Source organism: Kribbella sp. NPDC056951, from assembly GCF_042674205.1.
GTDB lineage: Bacteria > Actinomycetota > Actinomycetes > Propionibacteriales > Kribbellaceae > Kribbella > Kribbella yunnanensis.
This window is the reverse complement of the sequence record NZ_JBHUQZ010000002.1, coordinates 383,836-401,208: the sequence shown is the minus strand read 5'-3', so window position 1 is coordinate 401,208 and position 17,373 is coordinate 383,836. Positions and strand designations below refer to the sequence as shown.

14 protein-coding genes and 3 pseudogenes are annotated in these 17,373 nt (G+C 68.0%); 5 read left to right on the top strand and 12 right to left on the bottom strand.

Annotated features, from left to right (window positions below; all coding sequences use genetic code 11):
* Positions 1–37: 37 nt before the first annotated feature.
* Positions 38–820: a carbonic anhydrase gene (locus tag ACFTSF_RS09475; RefSeq protein ID WP_380153407.1), complete on the top strand. Its 783-nt coding sequence runs from the start codon at positions 38–40 to the stop codon at positions 818–820.
* Positions 821–1,050: 230 nt separating this feature from the next.
* Here ACFTSF_RS09475 and ACFTSF_RS09470 read toward each other — a convergent pair whose 3' ends face one another.
* The 9 genes and pseudogenes from ACFTSF_RS09470 to ACFTSF_RS09430 all read right to left on the bottom strand — a co-directional run bounded on the left by ACFTSF_RS09470 (position 1,051) and on the right by ACFTSF_RS09430 (position 11,546).
* Positions 1,051–1,551, bottom strand: a complete 501-nt coding sequence (locus ACFTSF_RS09470) for a beta-class carbonic anhydrase (protein ID WP_380153406.1) — start codon at positions 1,549–1,551, stop codon at positions 1,051–1,053.
* A complete protein-coding gene (locus ACFTSF_RS09465; RefSeq protein WP_380153405.1) occupies positions 1,548–2,489 on the bottom strand; it encodes a sucrase ferredoxin in 942 nt (313 codons plus the stop codon). The genes ACFTSF_RS09470 and ACFTSF_RS09465 overlap by 4 nt, the downstream gene beginning before the upstream one ends.
* 57 nt (positions 2,490–2,546) lie before the next feature.
* On the bottom strand, positions 2,547–4,217 hold the full coding sequence (locus tag ACFTSF_RS09460; RefSeq protein WP_380153404.1) for an MFS transporter: 1,671 nt from the start codon (positions 4,215–4,217) through the stop codon (positions 2,547–2,549).
* Positions 4,217–4,921 (bottom strand): LppX_LprAFG lipoprotein, encoded by a 705-nt coding sequence (locus ACFTSF_RS09455; protein ID WP_344147819.1) that lies wholly within the window; start codon positions 4,919–4,921, stop codon positions 4,217–4,219. Before ACFTSF_RS09455 ends, ACFTSF_RS09460 begins: the two co-directional genes overlap by 1 nt.
* 4 nt (positions 4,922–4,925) lie before the next feature.
* Positions 4,926–6,983, bottom strand: a pseudogene (locus tag ACFTSF_RS09450) (DNA topoisomerase (ATP-hydrolyzing) subunit A); the annotation flags it as partial.
* A 390-nt stretch (positions 6,984–7,373) separates the two neighbouring features.
* Positions 7,374–7,580 (bottom strand): annotated as a pseudogene (locus tag ACFTSF_RS09445) (LAGLIDADG family homing endonuclease); the annotation flags it as partial.
* A gap of 495 nt (positions 7,581–8,075) precedes the next feature.
* Positions 8,076–8,639: pseudogene (locus ACFTSF_RS09440) on the bottom strand (DNA gyrase subunit A); the annotation flags it as partial.
* A 151-nt stretch (positions 8,640–8,790) separates the two neighbouring features.
* Positions 8,791–10,752: an FtsX-like permease family protein gene (locus ACFTSF_RS09435; RefSeq protein ID WP_380153403.1), complete on the bottom strand. Its 1,962-nt coding sequence runs from the start codon at positions 10,750–10,752 to the stop codon at positions 8,791–8,793.
* A complete protein-coding gene (locus ACFTSF_RS09430; protein WP_380153402.1) occupies positions 10,749–11,546 on the bottom strand; it encodes an ABC transporter ATP-binding protein in 798 nt (265 codons plus the stop codon). Before ACFTSF_RS09430 ends, ACFTSF_RS09435 begins: the two co-directional genes overlap by 4 nt.
* Before the next feature lie 121 nt (positions 11,547–11,667).
* Between ACFTSF_RS09430 and ACFTSF_RS09425 the strand changes: the two genes are divergently transcribed.
* Genes ACFTSF_RS09425 through ACFTSF_RS09410 form a run of 4 tightly spaced genes read left to right on the top strand, consistent with a single transcriptional unit; the run spans position 11,668 to position 14,422 of the window.
* Positions 11,668–12,930: a sensor histidine kinase gene (locus ACFTSF_RS09425; RefSeq protein ID WP_380153401.1), complete on the top strand. Its 1,263-nt coding sequence runs from the start codon at positions 11,668–11,670 to the stop codon at positions 12,928–12,930.
* Positions 12,912–13,565, top strand: a complete 654-nt coding sequence (locus tag ACFTSF_RS09420) for a response regulator (RefSeq protein WP_380153400.1) — start codon at positions 12,912–12,914, stop codon at positions 13,563–13,565. Before ACFTSF_RS09425 ends, ACFTSF_RS09420 begins: the two co-directional genes overlap by 19 nt.
* A 14-nt stretch (positions 13,566–13,579) precedes the next feature.
* The gene (locus tag ACFTSF_RS09415; RefSeq protein ID WP_380153399.1) at positions 13,580–13,981 is read left to right on the top strand and encodes a CoA-binding protein; all 402 of its coding nucleotides are present in this window, start codon (positions 13,580–13,582) and stop codon (positions 13,979–13,981) included.
* A gap of 18 nt (positions 13,982–13,999) precedes the next feature.
* Entirely contained in the window at positions 14,000–14,422 is a 423-nt protein-coding gene (locus ACFTSF_RS09410) for a TIGR03667 family PPOX class F420-dependent oxidoreductase (RefSeq protein ID WP_380153398.1), read from the top strand.
* 219 nt (positions 14,423–14,641) lie between these two features.
* Here the strand turns inward: ACFTSF_RS09410 and ACFTSF_RS09405 are convergent, their stop codons facing one another.
* Genes ACFTSF_RS09405 through ACFTSF_RS09395 form a run of 3 tightly spaced genes read right to left on the bottom strand, consistent with a single transcriptional unit; the run spans position 14,642 to position 17,372 of the window.
* Positions 14,642–14,890 carry a DUF2630 family protein gene (locus ACFTSF_RS09405; protein WP_344147797.1) on the bottom strand — a complete coding sequence of 83 codons (249 nt, stop codon included), beginning with the start codon at positions 14,888–14,890 and terminating at the stop codon, positions 14,642–14,644.
* Positions 14,887–15,654, bottom strand: coding sequence for an ABC transporter permease (locus tag ACFTSF_RS09400; protein WP_380153397.1), 768 nt, complete (start codon positions 15,652–15,654; stop codon positions 14,887–14,889). Before ACFTSF_RS09400 ends, ACFTSF_RS09405 begins: the two co-directional genes overlap by 4 nt.
* Positions 15,651–17,372 (bottom strand): AMP-binding protein, encoded by a 1,722-nt coding sequence (locus ACFTSF_RS09395; protein WP_380153396.1) that lies wholly within the window; start codon positions 17,370–17,372, stop codon positions 15,651–15,653. Before ACFTSF_RS09395 ends, ACFTSF_RS09400 begins: the two co-directional genes overlap by 4 nt.
* Position 17,373: the final 1 nt, after the last annotated feature.

Below are 17,373 nucleotides of genomic sequence, written 5' to 3'. Positions count from 1 at the left end.
CGTTCGCCCCCGCCGCCCCTTTCCTGAGGAGCATGCCGTGAGCACCACCAGCAGTCGCCGTCGTTTCCTGAGCACTGCCCTGCGCACCGGACTGGTTGTCGGAGCAGGTAGTGCAGTCCTGGCCGCCTGTTCGGAGGCTACGCCCGCCAGTACGCCGGTTGGTGCAGGATCGCCGGTCGCGCCGGCCAACTCTGTTCCCGCCGGATCGATCCCGCCCAGCGCCGACCCGGTCCTCACTGGTGAGCAGGCACTGGCTCGCCTGGTCGCCGGCAACGCCCGCTTCGTCGCCGACCGCGACGAGCGGCTCGACGAAGGCGTGGCCCGGCGGGTCGCGGTCAGCAAAGGACAGCACCCGTTCGCGACCGTGCTCGGCTGTGTGGACTCGCGGGTGCCGATCGAGCTCGTCTTCGATCAGGGACTCGGTGACCTGGTCGTCGTACGCAGCGCTGGTGAAGCCCTCGATCACTCGGTCGTCGGCAGCCTGGAGTTCGGTGTCGCCGAACTGCACACGCCACTGCTGGTGGTTCTCGGCCACCAACGCTGCGGTGCGCTCGACGCCACCATCAAAGCCATCGACGCCCACCAGCGAACCTCAGAGGCCGGCCAGATCGACTACCTCGTCGAGACGCTCACTCCCGCCGTACGCCAAGTAGCGGGCAAGCCGGGCGACCGCCTCACCAACGCCATCCACGCCAACGTCGACCTGGTCCTCGCCGAACTCCGCAAGTCCCCAGTCATCGCCCCACTCGAAAAGTCCGGCAAGGTCAAACTAGTAGGCGCCTACTACGAACTAGACACCGGCCAAGTAGTCCTCACCTAACCGTCCACCCCACCCCGAACCCCCAAAGAGCAGCCCCCCACTCCCCAACACCCCCGCTGCTCCTTGTGCACCCAGCTCGTCTTTGGGAACCCATCAACCACGCAGAGCCCACGAAAATGGCTGGTGGGTGCACAAAGATGGCTCTCGTGCACAAAGAGAAGGCGACCCACCTTTGGGCGCTAGGGCGCTAGGGCGCTAGGGCGCTAGGGCGCTAGGGGGGAGGGGGAGGGTTAGACGTGTTGGGTGAGGAGGCCGGTGTCTACGTCGTACATGAAGCCGCCGACGAGGATCTCTTCGCCGATCAGGGGGTGTTCGCGGACGGCGGCGACGTCGTGGCGGAGGGCTTCGAGCTGGTCGGGGATGACGTTGATGGGGAGGTAACCGGCCGGTTTCCCGGCGGCCTTCTCGACCTTCGCGCGGAGTTCGTCCTCGGACATCGCGGCCATCGCGCAGCGGGTGTGCGGGATGACCATGATCCGGCGGATGCCGAGCAGGTTGACGCCCAGGACGAGTCCGGTGAGCGTGATCTCGGTGACGCGGCCGCCGGCGCTGCGCAGGACCTTGGCGTCACCCGGCTTGAGGCCGAGTAGTTCCAGTGGCGGGATGCGGGAGTCCATACAGGTGACCACGCCGACCCCGGCGTGGGCGATTCCGTCGAAGCCGCCGTAGTGGAAATCGGCGGCGTACTCCGCGTTGGCGGCGAGCAGGTCTTCGAAACCAGGGGTCGTCATCGGACTGCACCTGGCACAGGGGTTCCGGCCTTGAGGATCGACATCGCGAACGGCTCCTTTCCACAGGACTCCGGACGAGGTGGATCAGCAGGTGCACTGGTCACCGGGACGACCCAGGACCGTCCGTCGCGATGCCACACTGTCACGGATTCGAGATCTTCGCCCGCGACAGTGAGGGCGTCCAGCGATAGCTCACCAATTTGGTGGCGTACGGCGATTTCCGCGGCCTGACCGCGTTTGGTCCACGTGGTGCGGCCGCGTAGTCCGGTCAGGAAGGTTTCGCCGCGGTCCGAGGCCGCGAGCACGTCGAGTGCGGTCTCGGTGTCGAGGTGACCGTGCATGGTGCCGGCCGGCAGCAGCACGGCGGTGGGGGAGAAGCGGTGACCGCCGAGGTGGCTGGCTTCCCAGACTCGGCCAGGTGCAGCGGTGGCCAACCCGTTGACCAGCGGGCGGCCGAGGATCGCGCAGCACTCGTCGCGCTTACCGTTGGTGCAGACCAACATGATCGACTCGTCGACCGGCACCAGGCCGGGCAGCGACGCGTCGACGGCATCCCGGTCGCCGCGGGCGATAGCGCCCAGGTCGAGTCCGCTGAGCGCCAGCGGGTCGTCGAGGTGGGCAGTCAGCAGCCAGGACTTGCCTGGCACGGTGGAGGCGACGTACACCTGCTGGGCGTGATTGGCGGGGAAAGAGTGCCGCCCTGGCGTGCGGATCAGACCGAAGCGGACATCGGCTTTCTTGCATTCGGCATCGAACCGACCACCGAACTCGGGGTTCAGGTGACTGTTGACGACGGCATCGGCACCCCACGGACCAGGCTGCTCCAGGACGACCCAGCCGCTCGCGACAATGGCTGAGCCCTCCAGCGGCTCGAGGAGCTGACGGCAGAAGGTCGAGCACAGGCCTGGCCGACCGGTCGCGTCGGGTGGAACTCTCACAGCACCACTGTAGGTTAGGCAGCCCTCAGTTCCGTGCAGCGCCCATCAACTGGCCCATCAAGTGTGCACAACGCCACGTCGGCCAAGCAGCGCCACCGCGAGGATCGCAGCCAGGAACGCGCACACAGCAGCCCCGGCGAAGATCGCGTGCGTTTGTGAAATGGCCGCATCGCGCAGCGCATCGATGAAAGGCCGGCAGGACGCGGGCGCTGTCGGACAGAGCTCGTTCGGTGACGGTACGTCGTCCACGATCGCGAAGTACCGGCGTAGTCCGATCGCGGTCAGTGCCGACACGCCGACCAGCATGCCGACCATTCGCGCGACCACGACGAGCGCGCTGACCAGTCCGTGGTTCGCTGGGGGAGTAGCGCCGAGAATCGCGGTGTTGACCGGTGACAGCGCCAGTCCGAAGCCGAACCCGCACAGCAGCAGTACGGCGGTCGCTGCGAAGTGATCGAGGGCGTTGCGGCCCCAGAACGACATCACGACGAACATTGCCCCAGCCAACGCCAGTCCGGCGCCCGTGATCAGCCCCAGCCCGAAGCGCCTCGTCAGCCAGCCGCCGACCACCGCACCCACCGGCAGCGCGATCAGGAACCGCACCAGCACGAGAGCGGCCGCGAGCTGCCCACCGCCTTGCGTCGTCCGTGCGAACACCGGTACGTCGACCAGTGCGGCAATCAGCGCACATCCGACCAGAAAGCTGACCACCAGCGAACCCCACGCGGGTCGCGCTGTGAGCAGACCGGTCGGGATGATCGCGCGCGGCGTCCGACGCTGCCACGCAACGAAGGCAACCGCGAAGACGGCCGCGCCGATGAGCAGCCATGGGCCAGCCGGGGACATCAGTTCGCGTTCGGGGTCGGCGGTCGCGAACGCAAGAACGACACCGGAGAGGGCGAGGGCGAGCAGCAAAGCGCCCGGTACGTCGACTTGGCGCAGCAGGTCGGTCAGCTGAGAACGCTGCACTGTGAGGACGGCCCACAGCAGAGCAAGGACGAGAGCCGCGACCCCGATCGGTGTCAGCAGTCTCGACGTACCGGTGAAGGGCACGAAGGGCAGACCGAGGGTGACGTCGTCCGCAAGGCGTTGTGGTGCGGTCAGGGTCAAGCCAAGCGCCACACACGCCAGCAAGCCCACCAAGGCGGACAGCGGTGGAGGTCGCCACCCGCGGAGCAGGACAGCCAGGACGATGGCGACCACGAGGTTGAGCCAGAAGATGTAGCGCCAGTCAGCCACCGCCAGTACGGCGGCGCCCAGCAACGGCCCTAGGACAGCTCCGAGCTCCTGGACGGCACCAACGACACCCAAAGGCAGTCCGCGCCGCTGAGGCGGCCACAGGTCGGCGACCAGGGCGAGTGTGGCTGGGACGAGCCCACCACCGCCAACGCCTTGAAGAAACCGACCGGTTACCACCAGGGGTAGGTCGTACGCCGCCGCCGTGATCAGCGATCCGACAGCGAACAGCATCAATGCGCCGACCAGGACCGGTGTCCGGCCGGCGACGTCCGCGATCCGGCCGATCAGCGGCAGTACGGCGATGTAGCCGAGCAGGAAGCCCGAGATGATCGGCGCGGCGCGCTGGAGTTCGTCCGCGGACAGCCCGACCCCGGACATCAGGTCGGGCAGCGCGAGGACGACGACATACGTGTCCGCGGCCGCGAAGGCGACCGCGATCGACGCGAGCGTGAGCTGGGCTCTCGGCCGGGCGGCCACCGCTGGGCTCACTACGGCTTGGTGATCGTGACTTGTTCGCCGTACTTGTCGAAGGTGACGTCGTAGCTGCTGGTGGCGCCGTCGTAGAACGGGCCGGAGATCGTCGCCGCGACGAGCTGCTTGGACTCCTTGTCGAGCTTGAAGCTGCTCGGGAAGTCCTGGCCGGCCGGCGCCTTCGGGAAGATCCCCTGCAGCGTCTGCCCCGGGACCGAACCGGTGATCTCGGTCAGCACCTTGGCGCCGTCGCGGGTGTCACCCTTCACCTTCGGGTCCTTCAGTGCCGGCAGCACCGACGTCAGGCCCTTGGCCGGGTCCAGCAGGATGGCCGGGTCCGGCGCACCGAATCCGGTCAGCTGCTCGGGTGTGAGCTCGACGAACTTCCCGGTGAAGGGCAGCTTCGCGTACACCTTCTTGTCGACCGCAACGACCTCGGAGTCGATCGGTGCGCCGCCGGTGCGGATCGTGAGCTTGCCCTTGAACGCCGGAGCGTGAGTCGCCACGCCGTCGCCGCTGGCCAGGGTCTGCGCGCTGTCCGGCAGGTCCCGTCCAGTGAGCACGATGTGCACACTGGACGCTTCGTCGAGCGCCTTCTTCGCGGCCGTGAGCTGCGCGACGGCGTCGTCGGACTTCCCGGCGCCACCGCCGGAATCCTTCTTGTCGCTGCAGCCGACCAGTGCCAGCACGAGCACCGCGCCCAGCGCGACGAGTTTCTTCATGGGGTCAGCCTGCCAGGTCCGCGGCCAACGCAGCGATCGGTTGGGCCACCGGCACGCCGGAACCATCGCGCCGCGGGTCGATCGGGGGCAGGTCCACCGGTGCGCCGCTGTTCGCGCTGGCCTTGACCGGAGCCGCGCCGATGTAGGCGAGCAGCAGCCCGTCCTCACCCTTGAGCAGCCGCTGGCAACGCACACCGCCAGTACCGCGGCCCTTGCCCGGGTACTCGCTGAACGGCGTCACCTTGACCGCGCCGACCTCCGTCCCCGGCAGCGCCGAGTTCGAGCCGGCGATTGTCACAACCTGAGCCTCGCGGCCCGGTTCCACGGCACCGAAGAAGACCACCTTCGCGCCACTGCCGAGCCGGACACCGGCCATACCGCCTGCGGTGCGGCCCTGCGGACGAACCGCGGAGGCCGGGAAGTGCAGCAGCTGTGCGTCCGAGGTGACGAAGCACAGTTCCTCTTCGCCGGTGGTGAGCTCGACCGCGCCGACGACCTCGTCACCGTCGTTCAGCCGGATGATCTCCCAGGCGTCGCGGTTGCTCAGGTGATCCGGTACGACGCGCTTCACGACACCGGTCGCCGTACCGAGCGCGACACCGATCGAGTCGGGATCCATCGTCGTGAGCGCCAGCGCCTTCTCACCCGGGTCGAGCGAGACGAACTCGGCGATCGGTGCGCCACCCTGCAGGTTCGGCGCGGCGGCCGTCGTCGGTACGGCGGGCAGGTCGAGCGACTCGAGTCTGATCAGCCGACCGGTGGTCGTGACGATCCCGTACTGACCGCGGGCGGTGCTCTTGATCGCGGACACGATCGCGTCGTGCTTGGCCCGGCCCTCGGCGGCTCCGAACGGCTCGACCCCGTTGGTGCGGGCCAGCAGCCCGGTCGAGCTCATCAGGATCCAGCACGGGTCGTCGGTGACCTCGAGCGGTACGGCGGCGGTCTTGGTCGCGCCGGATGATTCCAGCAGCACGGTACGGCGCGGTGTGCCGTAGGTCTTGGCGACCTCGGCCAGCTCGTCGCCGACCGTCTTCTTCAGCAGCGTCTCGTCCTCGAGGATCGCGGTCAGCCGCTCGATCTCGCGCTCCAGCTCGGCCTTCTCGGTCTCCAGTTCGAGCTTGGAGAACTTGGTCAGGCGGCGCAGCGGCATGTCCAGGATGTAGTTGGCCTGGATCTCGGACAGGTCGTAGATGTCGATCAGCCGGGTCCGGGCCGCGGCCGCGTCGTCGCTGCTGCGGATGATCTGGATGACCTCGTCGATGTCGAGGATCGCGATCAGCAGGCCGTCGACGATGTGCAGCCGGTCCTGGGCCTTCTTGCGGCGGAACTCGCTGCGCCGGCGGACGACGTCGTACCGGTGCTCGAGGTAGACCTCCAGCAGGCTCTTCAGCCCGAGGGTGCGGGGCTGGCCGTCGACCAGGCAGACCGCGTTGATCGAGAACGAGTCCTCGAGCGGGGTGAGCTTGTAGAGCTGCTCCAGCAGGGCCTCGGGGACGAAGCCGTTCTTGACCTCGATCACCAGTTGGGTGCCGTGCGCGCGGTCGGTCAGGTCCTTGACGTCGGCGATGCCCTGCAGCTTCTTGGCCTGGACCAGCGTCTTGATCTTCTCGATCACCTTCTCCGGGCCGACCGTGTACGGCAGCTCGGTGACCACGATGCCCTTGCGGCGCGGGGTGACGTTCTCGATCCGGGCGGTGGCGCGCATCTTGAAGCTGCCGCGGCCTCCTGCGTAGGCGTCCTTGATGCCCTCCAGGCCGACGATCTTGCCGCCGGTCGGCAGGTCCGGCCCGGGGATGAACCGCATCAGGTCGTCGAGGTCGGCGGTCGGGGTCTTGATCAGGTGCCGGAGCGCCTGGATGACCTCGATCAGGTTGTGCGGGGCCATGTTGGTGGCCATTCCGACCGCGATCCCGGCGGCGCCGTTGACCAGCAGGTTCGGGAAGGCGGCCGGCAGTACCGACGGCTCTTCCTCACGGCCGTCGTAGTTCGGCCGGAACTCGACGACGTTCTCGTCCAGGCCGTTCGTCATCGCGACCGCGGACGGCGCCATCCGGCACTCGGTGTTGTGATTGACGAAGCCGCCGGCCAGGAACGAATGATCTGCGCTGTCGACCCGGATCGAGTAAACGGCCTCGGGTTCGCAGTCCTCGACCGCGGCAACCTCGACGAACCGATACCCGGAGTCCATGATCGGGGCGACCACGCCCAGGATCTCGGGGTCCTTGAACTTGGTCACCAGCAGACTGCGATCGGTCTGCCAGCGCTCGATCCGGTCGAAGTTGTGGTTCTGCAGCCAGCTCTTGCCGGTACCCCGGCCGGGCCCCAGCGCCTCGCGGACGTAGTCGGCGACGTACGGCACGAAGTCCCGAGTCAGGCGGTGGGTGTAGCGCGGTGTCCTCCGCAGCAGCGCGTGCAGCTTGTGCCGCTTGGCCGCGAGGAAACCGATCCGCTCGCCGAAGGCGTGAATGTTGTGCCGGCCGGAGATGACCAGGCGGTACTCACCGCGGCTGTAGTGGGTGAGATTGCTGTGTACGCCGAACTCGAGCAGCAATTCCTGTAGTTCGGCGGCCAGAACCCGGCTGTATGTCGAGTACTGGACGGTGATTGATGCGTCGTTGGCTCGCCGAATACCGCCGTCGCCCTCGTACAGCGCCATCAGGAACGCACGCTTCAGCCCGATCGTGCCCCGCCAGACCGCCTCGGGGACGTGCTTGTCGGCTGCCTTGAATCCGATCAGATCGGCGAGCGGGCTCTCGCGGAACGCCGAGAGATTCTGAATGTCCAGCTCGTGGATCGTCCGCAGCGATCGGCGAGTTTTTCGGGAGTAGACGTAGCGCGGGCCGCCGACGATGGCGTCGTACGCCTCGAGGATGTACTTGAAGTACTCCTCGTCGGTGTTGTTGATGCCGGCCCGCTCTGCGGAGGCGAAGCCCTCGGATACCCAGGCGCCGAAGAGCGTGCCGAGCATCATTTCGTGCGCCATCGGAACGTCGGTGGTCCATGCGTTGCGCGCCAGGCAGACCACAGTGCCAGGCGTCACCTCGTCGAGGCGGAGCCACTGGAAGATCGGCACGCCCGCGACCGGAACGAGACAGAGCACCGGGTGGTTGTGGCTGCCGCGCAGCGCGTGACCGCTCTTGGTCACCAGCTTCTTCACCGGATGAACCCCGGAGTTGAAGAGCTTGGTTGCGCGGACCGGCTTGCCGTCCTTGTCGAGCACCTCGAGGTCGGTGTCGGCCTCGGAGTTCTCCGGCAGGTCCACCAGATCGGCGATCTTGATCGAGCCGCCGTCGGCGAGCCGGACCCGGGTATCGCCGGTGATGCAATAGCGCATCGCCGCCGGACCGTCGTCCAGACTTCCGAAGTTCCCGTGGCCGTCGATCAGCGGCAGCCGCATCGACCACGGCTGCGCGGTCCGGACCAGGGCGTCGTAGATCGCGCCGTCGCCGTGCGGGTGGTACTTACCCATCACTTCACCGACGACGCGGGCCGACTTCACATGGCCGCGGTCGGGACGGATGTTGTTCTCCGCCATCGAGAACAGGATCCGCCGCTGGACCGGCTTCAGCCCGTCGCGGGCGTCCGGGAGCGCCCGGGAGTAGATGACCGAGTAGGCGTACTCCAGGAAGCTGGTGCGCATCTCGTCGGAGACATCGACGTCGAGGATGCGCTCCTCGAAGTCCTCGGGCTCGGCGGTGGTACTGGAACGGCGTGCCATACGGGTGAACTGCTCCTCGATCGAACGGTAGCCCTCATTGTCGCTGGTGAACGACAGTTCTGTGCATATTGCCACGCTCCGCGCGGCGGCTCATGGGGCTTTGATCCCCGTCCTTCCCTCGTCGCTCCAGTCGCTGCGCTCCCTGCGCTCCTCAGTCCAGTCCGGGGGCCCCATGAGCACGGCCCACGACCCGCAGGATGTATGCGGTCGGAGCCAAGGCGGACCCTACCGCGAGGGTCAGACAAAGTCCGGCGATCCCCAGCAGGACGCCCCACGGGATGGTGACCGGTACGTCGGGAACCCCGGCCGTCATCGCGTGCCGGATCAGTGCGCCGACCGTGACGGTGATCGCCGTACCGAGGCTGAGGGCGACCATTCCGACCAGGGAGGACTCCCACAGGACCATCCGGCGGATCTGGTTCGGGGTGGCACCCAGTAGCCGGGAGGTGACGAACTCCTGCCGTCGCTGCAGGCTGCCCATCAGGAGGGTGTTGGCGATCGCGATCGCGCTGTAGAGGGCGGCCGGTCCGAGCAGCAGGATGAGTCCGAGCTGGTTGCCCTTGCGAACCCCGGCCGCCTGCTCGGCCTCCCAAACAGCAGCCGGTACGGCGCCCTGGATCCTCTGCACGAGTTCCGCGGGATCGGTCCCGGCGGCCGGCAGCACGTACATGACCTCGGGCTGAGCCTTCGGGGCGTGTGCGCGGGCGAGCTCCATCGGGAGCAGGAACGACGGGTTGATCCCGAACGCGTCCGGCACGATCGCGACGATCTTCAGCTTGACGGTCGTCCGGTCCAGGAAGGTCACCGGCACCTCACCGCCGACCCGGTAGTGCTCGAACCCGGCCGTTTCCTTGCTAACGGCAACGGTATTGCCGGTGAGCGCGGCCAGGTTGCCGGAGATCGGCGTGACCTGGCGGGTGCGTGCCGCAACGGCCGGATCGATCCCCTCGGCCTCCTCGAGCTGCGCGTAGTCGGCCGCCATCCGGACGAACTGCACCGGATGCCCGGCATCGACCGCCCCGACCCCAGGCGTCGCGGCAACCTTGGCAGGGTCGCCTCCGTTGACCACGATCGGGGCCAGCATTCCGTCGCGCAGAGTGGCCGCAGCGCTGTCGGCGGCGAAGCTGAGGCTGAGCACCATCGATCCGGCGATGGCGGAGATGGTCAGGATCGGCGCCGCGAGCGAGGCGCTGCGCCGGGGTGCGGCGACCACGTTGCTCCGGGCGAGTCGCCCCGACACGCTGGTCCAGGCGACTAGCGGTGCCGCCCAGGGCCGCCCGAGGAACGGGATCACCAACGGAGCCAGCAGAGTCAGCGAGATCACCAGCAGCATCGGGGTGAACATCGCCAGCGGTACCGCGGCCTCACCGCTGGACGGCCTGATCAGGGTGAGCAGGAGGATCGAGCCGGCCATGAACAGCAGCCCGAACACGACGCGAACCGGTCCGATCCGCGGCGGTTCGAGGCTGGCCTCACGCAACGCGTCGATCGGACCGACCTTCCCAGCCCGCCGAGCCGCCGCCCGGGCACCGAGCAGCGCCACCACCAGACCGATGGCGACCGCGATCGACAGCGGCACCCAGGGCGACGCCGGCTCCAGTTTCACCGGCGCAAGCTCCGTGTACGACGCCTTCGCGAGCAGCAACGGAGTCGCGAGCTGCGCCAGCACGGCACCGGTGATCGACGCGGCGAGGGCGACGACCAGCGCCTCACCGAGAATCATCCGGCGGATCTGACCAGGCGTGGCGCCGATCAGCCGGAGCAGGCCGAGCTCGCGCCGCCGGGAGGCGACCGCGAACGCGAAGGTGCTGGCGATGACGAAGATCGTGATGAAGCCGCTGATCGCCCCGACCATGCTCAGTACGGTCTGCAGTCCGGAGACGTCCTGGTCGGAGGTGGACACGCTGACGTGCTGCGGTTCTGTATCCGGGCCGCCGAGGGTGGTGACCGCGATATGCCCCGCACTCGGTCCCCGATAGGCGATCGTGGCGGCGGTTGCAGTCGCGGCCAACCCGAGCAGGAACACGCCCACCGCGAGCGCCACGAACGAACCGGCGTACAGGTGTCGATGCCGGCCGACTGTCTGCCTGCTCAGGAAGAACAGCTGTGTCATCTCGAGCCCCGCCCCACCGCCCCGGTACTGGGCTCCAGGTCACTCATCGCAGCCGCGATCTGACCCGGCGTTCCACGGTCCAGGTGACCGGCGATCAGTCCGTCGGACAGGAAGACAACACGCTCGGCGTACGCCGCCGCCACCGGATCGTGGGTGACCATGACCACCGTCTGTCCGGCCCGATCAGTTGCCTCACGCAACAGGGTGAGCACCTGGCGACTGCTGTTGCTGTCGAGCGCACCGGTCGGCTCATCGGCGAAGAACACCGACGGCCTGGTGATCAGTGCGCGAGCAATAGCGACCCGCTGCTGTTGCCCACCCGACAACTCGGCAGGTCGCCGCTTGGCCTTGTCGCCCAGCCCCACCTGCTCCAGTACGCCGTGAACGTCGCCACGCTGCGGGCGCTTGCCGGTCAACCGCAGCGGCAACGCCACGTTGTCGTACACGGTCAGCGACGGCAGCAGGTTGTACGCCTGGAAGACGAAACCCATCTCCTCGCGGCGTAGCTTGGTCAGTGCGACCTCGCTGAGCCCGTGCAGGGTCACACCACCCAGTACGACGACACCCGTCGTCGGCTGGTCGAGTCCGGCCGCGCACTGCAGCAGCGTCGACTTGCCGGAGCCGGACGGGCCCATCACGGCAGTGAACGAACCACGCGGGAAGTGGTAGGTGACGCCTCGCAGGGCATCGACCCCACCGGCTTTGGAGCGGTAGGTCTTGGTGATCCCGTCGAGCACCAGCGCGGGCGCTGAGTCCGGTACGACGCTGGTGTAGTAGGGCGCGGTTGCGGTCATGTCACCAGCCAACAGGTCAACCGCTGGCAGCACGCGGGCTTGCGGAAGAGACCTGGAGTAGCGCGCACGCTACCGCCGTACGGGCCTTGCCGGACCTAGGGTTGGCGGAGTGGAAAGACCAATGACGGGCTGGCAAGCGCTGGCGTCACCGCGCTTCCTGGTGTCGTCGTGGCCGTGGCGCGCGTATGTGTACCTGTTCACCTCGGTACCGGTCGGTCTGGTGACGATCTGTCTGCTGGTCGGTGCTGCGGCGACCAGTGCGATTCTCAGCCCGATCGTGATCGGCATTCTGCTGTTGCCGTTGTTCCCGATGTTCGGTGTGCTGATCGGCTGGGCCGAGCGGTGGCGGGCCGGGGTGATGCTGGTGGACGGCGTCAAGAGTCCGCATGCGGCGATGCCGGCCTCGCTGGCGCTGCGGGAGAAGCTCAAGTTCCGCCGTCGCGAGCAGGCGTCGATGCGGGCGTTGGGCTACGGCTTTGTGCTGGGTGTGCTGGTCTGGCCGTTCAGCCTGGCCTTCGCGGGCCTCAGCGCGACCATCCTCGGGATGACCATCATGGCTCCGGTGATCGCCGACAGCGACGAGATGGGCATGGGGCCGTGGATCCTGGACTCCGCGGGAGAAGGCCTGCTCTTCACGATCACCTTCGGGCCGCTGTTCTACGTGGTCAGCTCGTACCTGCTCGGCGTACTGGCTGCAGCGGAGGCGTCGCTGGCGAGGGCGATGCTGGGACCGCGGCAGGATGAGCTGCAGCGGAACGTGGCCGAGTTGCGCCGCTCCCGGCTGGACCTGGTCGACGCGTTCGAGACCGAGCGGGCGCGGATCGAGCGGCACCTGCACGACGGCGTACAGCAGCGGTTGGTCGGTCTGACGATGACGCTCGGTCTCGCCGAGCTGGACCTGCCCGAGGGGGAGGGGCGGCGGCTAGTGGTGAAGGCGCACTCCGAGGCGGAGGCGGCGCTGGCTGATCTGCGCGAGGCGGTGCGCGGCATCCATCCGCGGGTCCTGGTCGATCTCGGGCTCGAGGCCGCGATCCGGGAGGTCGCCGACCGCAGCCCGATGCCGGTGGAGGTGTCGATGGCATTGGATGCGCGACTGCCTCCGCCGATCGAGGCGGCGGCGTACTTCGTGGTCAGCGAAGCGTTGTCGAATGCCGCCAAGCACGCGCAGGCGACGATGTGTCAGGTGTCGGGCTGGCTGGCGGGGGAGCAGTTGATCATCACGATCACCGACGACGGGATCGGTGGCGCGACGGTTGGTGCCGGAACCGGTTTGACCGGGCTGGTGACCAGGTTGGACGCTTTGGGCGGCACACTCGTGGTCGACAGCCCACCCGGTGGGCCTACTCGACTGCGAATGGAGTGCCCGTGCCGACTCGGCGACTGAGCATCGTGCTGGCCGAAGACTCGCTGCTGTTGCGTGAGGGTCTGGCCAGCATTCTGGATCGCGCCGGGCACGAGGTCCGCGACAGCGTCGGTGACGGCGACACCCTGCTCGCCGTCGTCCGCAAGGAGCCGCCGGACCTCGTCATCACCGACGTGCGGATGCCGCCGGGACACAGCGACGAGGGTCTGCGCGCGGCCGCCGCGATCCGGGCCGAGTACCCCGCGATCGGCATCCTGGTGCTCTCCCAGTACGTCGCCGATGCCTACCTCTCGTCGTTGCTCGAGTCAACGACCGGCGGGATCGGGTACCTGCTCAAGGATCGGGTCGGTCACGTCGCCGAGTTCCTCGAATCGCTCGACCGGGTCGCCTCGGGTGGCACGGTGGTCGATCCCGAGGTGGTCCGGCAGCTGCTGGCTCGGCGGCGGAACGACGGTCCGCTCTCCGCGCTGACGCCGCGAGAGCTCGAAGTACTGGCGCTGATGGCCGAGGGGCGCGTGAACGGCGCGATCGCGGAACAGCTCGTGGTGAGCGAGGCCGCCGTACGGAAGCATGTCGGCAACATCTTCGCCAAGCTCCAGCTGGACGACGGCCTGGATCGCCGGGTCTCCGCCGTCCTCACGTATTTGCGTGGCTGAGGGAGGCTTGAGGTATGGAGGCTGACATCCGGAAGATCTTGGCGGACTGTGACACGTGGGCCGTGGTGGGGTTGTCGAACAACACGGACCGGGCGGCGTACGGCGTGGCGCGGTTCCTGCAGGGACGTGGGAAGCGAATCGTGCCGGTGCATCCGTCGGCCGAGACCGTGCACGGTGAGCAGGGGTATGCGAGCCTGGCCGACATTCCGTTCCCTGTGGACTGTGTGGACGTGTTCGTCCGGTCCGAGCTGGCGGGCGAGATTGCCGACCAGGCGGTGGGAATCAATGCGAACGCGGTGTGGTTCCAACTGGGTGTAATGGACCAGGACGCCTACACGCGCACGACCGCGGCGGGACTCACCATGGTGATGAACCGCTGCCCGGCGATCGAGTGGAGTCGTCTCGGTCCGTCGTGACGACCTAGGGGCTCATGCATGTTCTCGATCGACACGTCCACGGATTTCGGCAAGCGGATCACCCGGCAGCTCGACGACGAACGGGTCGTGTGGCTGACCACGGTCGGCAAGTCGGGGACACCGGCGCCGAACCCGGTCTGGTTCCTCTGGCACGAGGGTGAACTGCTGATCAGCAGCCAGCGCCACAAGGCCAAGCTCCACAACGTCACCGCCCACCCGCAGGTCGCGGTCAACTTCAACGCAACCCACGGCGGCGGCGACGTCGGCGTCATCTCCGGCACGGCGACGATCGACTCCGACCCGCTGTCCGGCGAGGCCCTCGCGATCTACAACGCCAAGTACGGCGACGACATCATCGGCCTCGGAATGACCACCGACCAGTTCCACTCGGAGTACTCGGTAGTCATCCGCATCACCCCGGAAAAACTCCGCGGCTTCTAACCCCACCGCCCCCCAACCATCACCCCCGCCCCACACATCCCTGCCTTCCCCGCCCCTGCACAATTTGAGGGGATATCCATTCAACTTGACCCTTCTCCACTCATTTTCTGGGGGGAGAAGGGGCAACTTCGGGGGATGTCCGTTCAAATTTCCGCGAGGTGGGGCGGGGCCGGGCGAGGGGGCGCCGGCGGGCGAGGGGCGGCGGGGTGTGGACGGGGGTTAGTTGAGGTAGCCCTCGACGGTGGAGGCGGGGCGGGCCTCGGCGGTGTCGGGGTTCTCGCCGAATTCGCGCTTGGCGCGGCGCTGGCGGAGCAGGTCCCAGCACTGGTCGAGTTCGACCTCGAGGGCCTTCAGCCGGTCGCGCTCCTCGCCGTCACCGATCTCGCCGGCGGCGTGCTTGTTCCGGAGTTCGTGCTCCTCCGCCACCAGGGCGTCGATCTTGGTGAAGATGTTGTTGTCATCGGTCATGAGGAAACCGTACGCCCGTCCGGTAGGCGGGAGCGGGAGAGCAGCTCGGTGATGGTCAGGATGGCGATCGTCTCGGCGGCGATCAGACCGATCAGTACGACGAGTTGGAGCGCGGCCGCGGCTGCGGGGGACGCGCCGCCGAGGACCATGCCGACGAAGGCTCCGGGGAGCGAGACGAGGCCGACGGTTCGGGTCTGGTCGAGGGCGGGGAGCAGCGCGTCTCCGGCGACCGGGCCGACGACGAGTTTGAAGGCGTCGCGGGGGAGCAGACCGATCGAGAGACCTGCCTCGAACTCGCCGAACCGGGTGCCGTACTCGCTCAGCACCCGGCGGCCGGCGAGCGTGGTGGCGGTCATGGCGCCGCCCACGATGATGCCGCCCATCGGCAGGATGGTGGCCGGGTTCCGCGGGACGACGCCGGGTAGGAGAAGGATGAGCAGGACGGTCAGTGCGCCGGCGCCGATCGCGGCACCGCAGTAGAGCCACTGGTGGCGGATCACCGCGGTCTGGTGCAGCCGCCGCATGCTCGTGAAGGTCGCGACCCCGAACATCAGCAGCACGAACCCGATGGCCCCGAGGGTGTGCTGGAGCGCGAACCCGACAACCAGGCCGACTGCGGCCAACTGGGCGATCGCCCGCAGCGCTGCGGTGACAATCCCCTTGTCGTGCCGCAGACCGGCGTACCGGGATCCGGCCACGGCGATCGCGATCAGCAGTGGCAGGATTATCAACGCGGCCGGGCCCAGCCCGGTGTCGAGGTTCATTCGGTTCGGAAGTCGGCCTCGTCGTACGCGTGCTCTGCAGCTTCACCGGCTGACACCTTCGCGGCCTCGTCGGTGCGGAGCTCGACCCGCCTGATCTTGCCGGAGATCGTCTTCGGCAGGTCGGCGAATTCGAGCCGGCGGATCCGCTTGTACGGCGCCAGGTGGTCGCGGCAGAACTGGAGAATCTCCCCGGCGAGTTCGCGGGACGGTTCGTGGCCGGCGGCGAGGACGACGTACGCCTTGGGGACCGCGAGGCGGACGGGATCCGGCGACGGGACCACGGCTGCCTCGGCGACTGCGGGGTGTTCGATCAGCACCGACTCGAGTTCGAACGGCGAGATGCGGTAGTCGCTCGCCTTGAAGACGTCGTCCGAGCGGCCGACGTACGTGATGTAGCCGTCTTCGTCCCGGCTCGCGACGTCGCCGGTGTGGTAGAAACCGCCGCGGGTCGCCTCGGCGGTGAGCTCCTCGGCGTCACGATAGCCGCGCATCAGCGGGACCGGCGGGGGCGCGAGCTCGATGCAGATCTCGCCGTCGTCGCCGACCTCGTCAGTGCTCGGGTCGATCAGCGCGATCGCGTACCCGGGTAGCGGGCGGCCCATCGAGCCGAGTTTGACGGGCTGGCCGGGCGAGTTGCCGATCTGCGCGGTGGTCTCGGTCTGCCCGTAGCCGTCGCGGATCGTGACGTCCCATGCGTTGCGGACCTGCTCGATCACCTCGGGGTTGAGCGGTTCGCCCGCCGAGATGCATTCGCGGATCGCGACCTCGACGGCGGACAGGTCCGCCTGGATCAGCATCCGCCAGACCGTCGGTGGCGCGCAGAACGTGGTCACGCCGTACGTCTGGAGGACGCGCAGCATCTTCTCCGCGTCGAAGCGGGTGTAGTTGTAGAGGAAGACGGTGGCGCCGGCATTCCAGGGGGCGAAGACGTTGCTCCACGAGTGCTTGGCCCAGCCTGGCGACGAGACGTTCAGGTGGACGTCTCCGGGCTGCAGGCCGATCCAGTACATGGTCGACAGGTGGCCGACCGGATAACTCACCTGGGTGTGCTCGACCAGCTTCGGCTGGCTCGTCGTACCGGAGGTGAAGTACAGCAGCAGCGAGTCGTCGGCCGCGGTGTCTACGTCCGGCACAGGACCGTCGTACTGCGCGAAGTCGTCGTAATGCAGCCACCCGTCGACCGGCTCACCGACCGCGACTCGGAGGCAGTCGTCCGCGATCCCGGCGTACCGGCTTGTCTCGGCGCTCGCGGTCACCACCGCGCGAACGTTGCCCCGGGCAATCCGGTCGGCGAGATCGGCATCGGTCAGCAAAGTCGTTGCCGGGATCATCACCGCGCCGGCGCGGATACAGCCGAGCATCGTTTCCCACAGCGGTACGACGTTGCCGAGCACGATCAGCACGCGGTCACCCGGTTTCAGCCCGGCCTCGGTCAGCCAGCCGGCGATCTTGCGCGACCGCTCGCCCAGCTCGGCGTACGTGCGCGAGTTGACCTCGCCGTCCTCCTCGACGATCGTGAGCGCCGCCACCTCGCCCTGCTCGACCGCCAGCGCGTCGAACCAGTCCCGCGCCCAGTTGAACCGCTCGAACACCGGCCACTTGAAGTCCCGGTACGCCGTCTCGTAGTCCTCCCGATGCGCGACCAGGAAGTCCCGGGCCGCCCGGAACTCCCGCGTAACCTCCGCCGTGCTCTGTTCGGTGCTGTCGGCTTCGCTCATG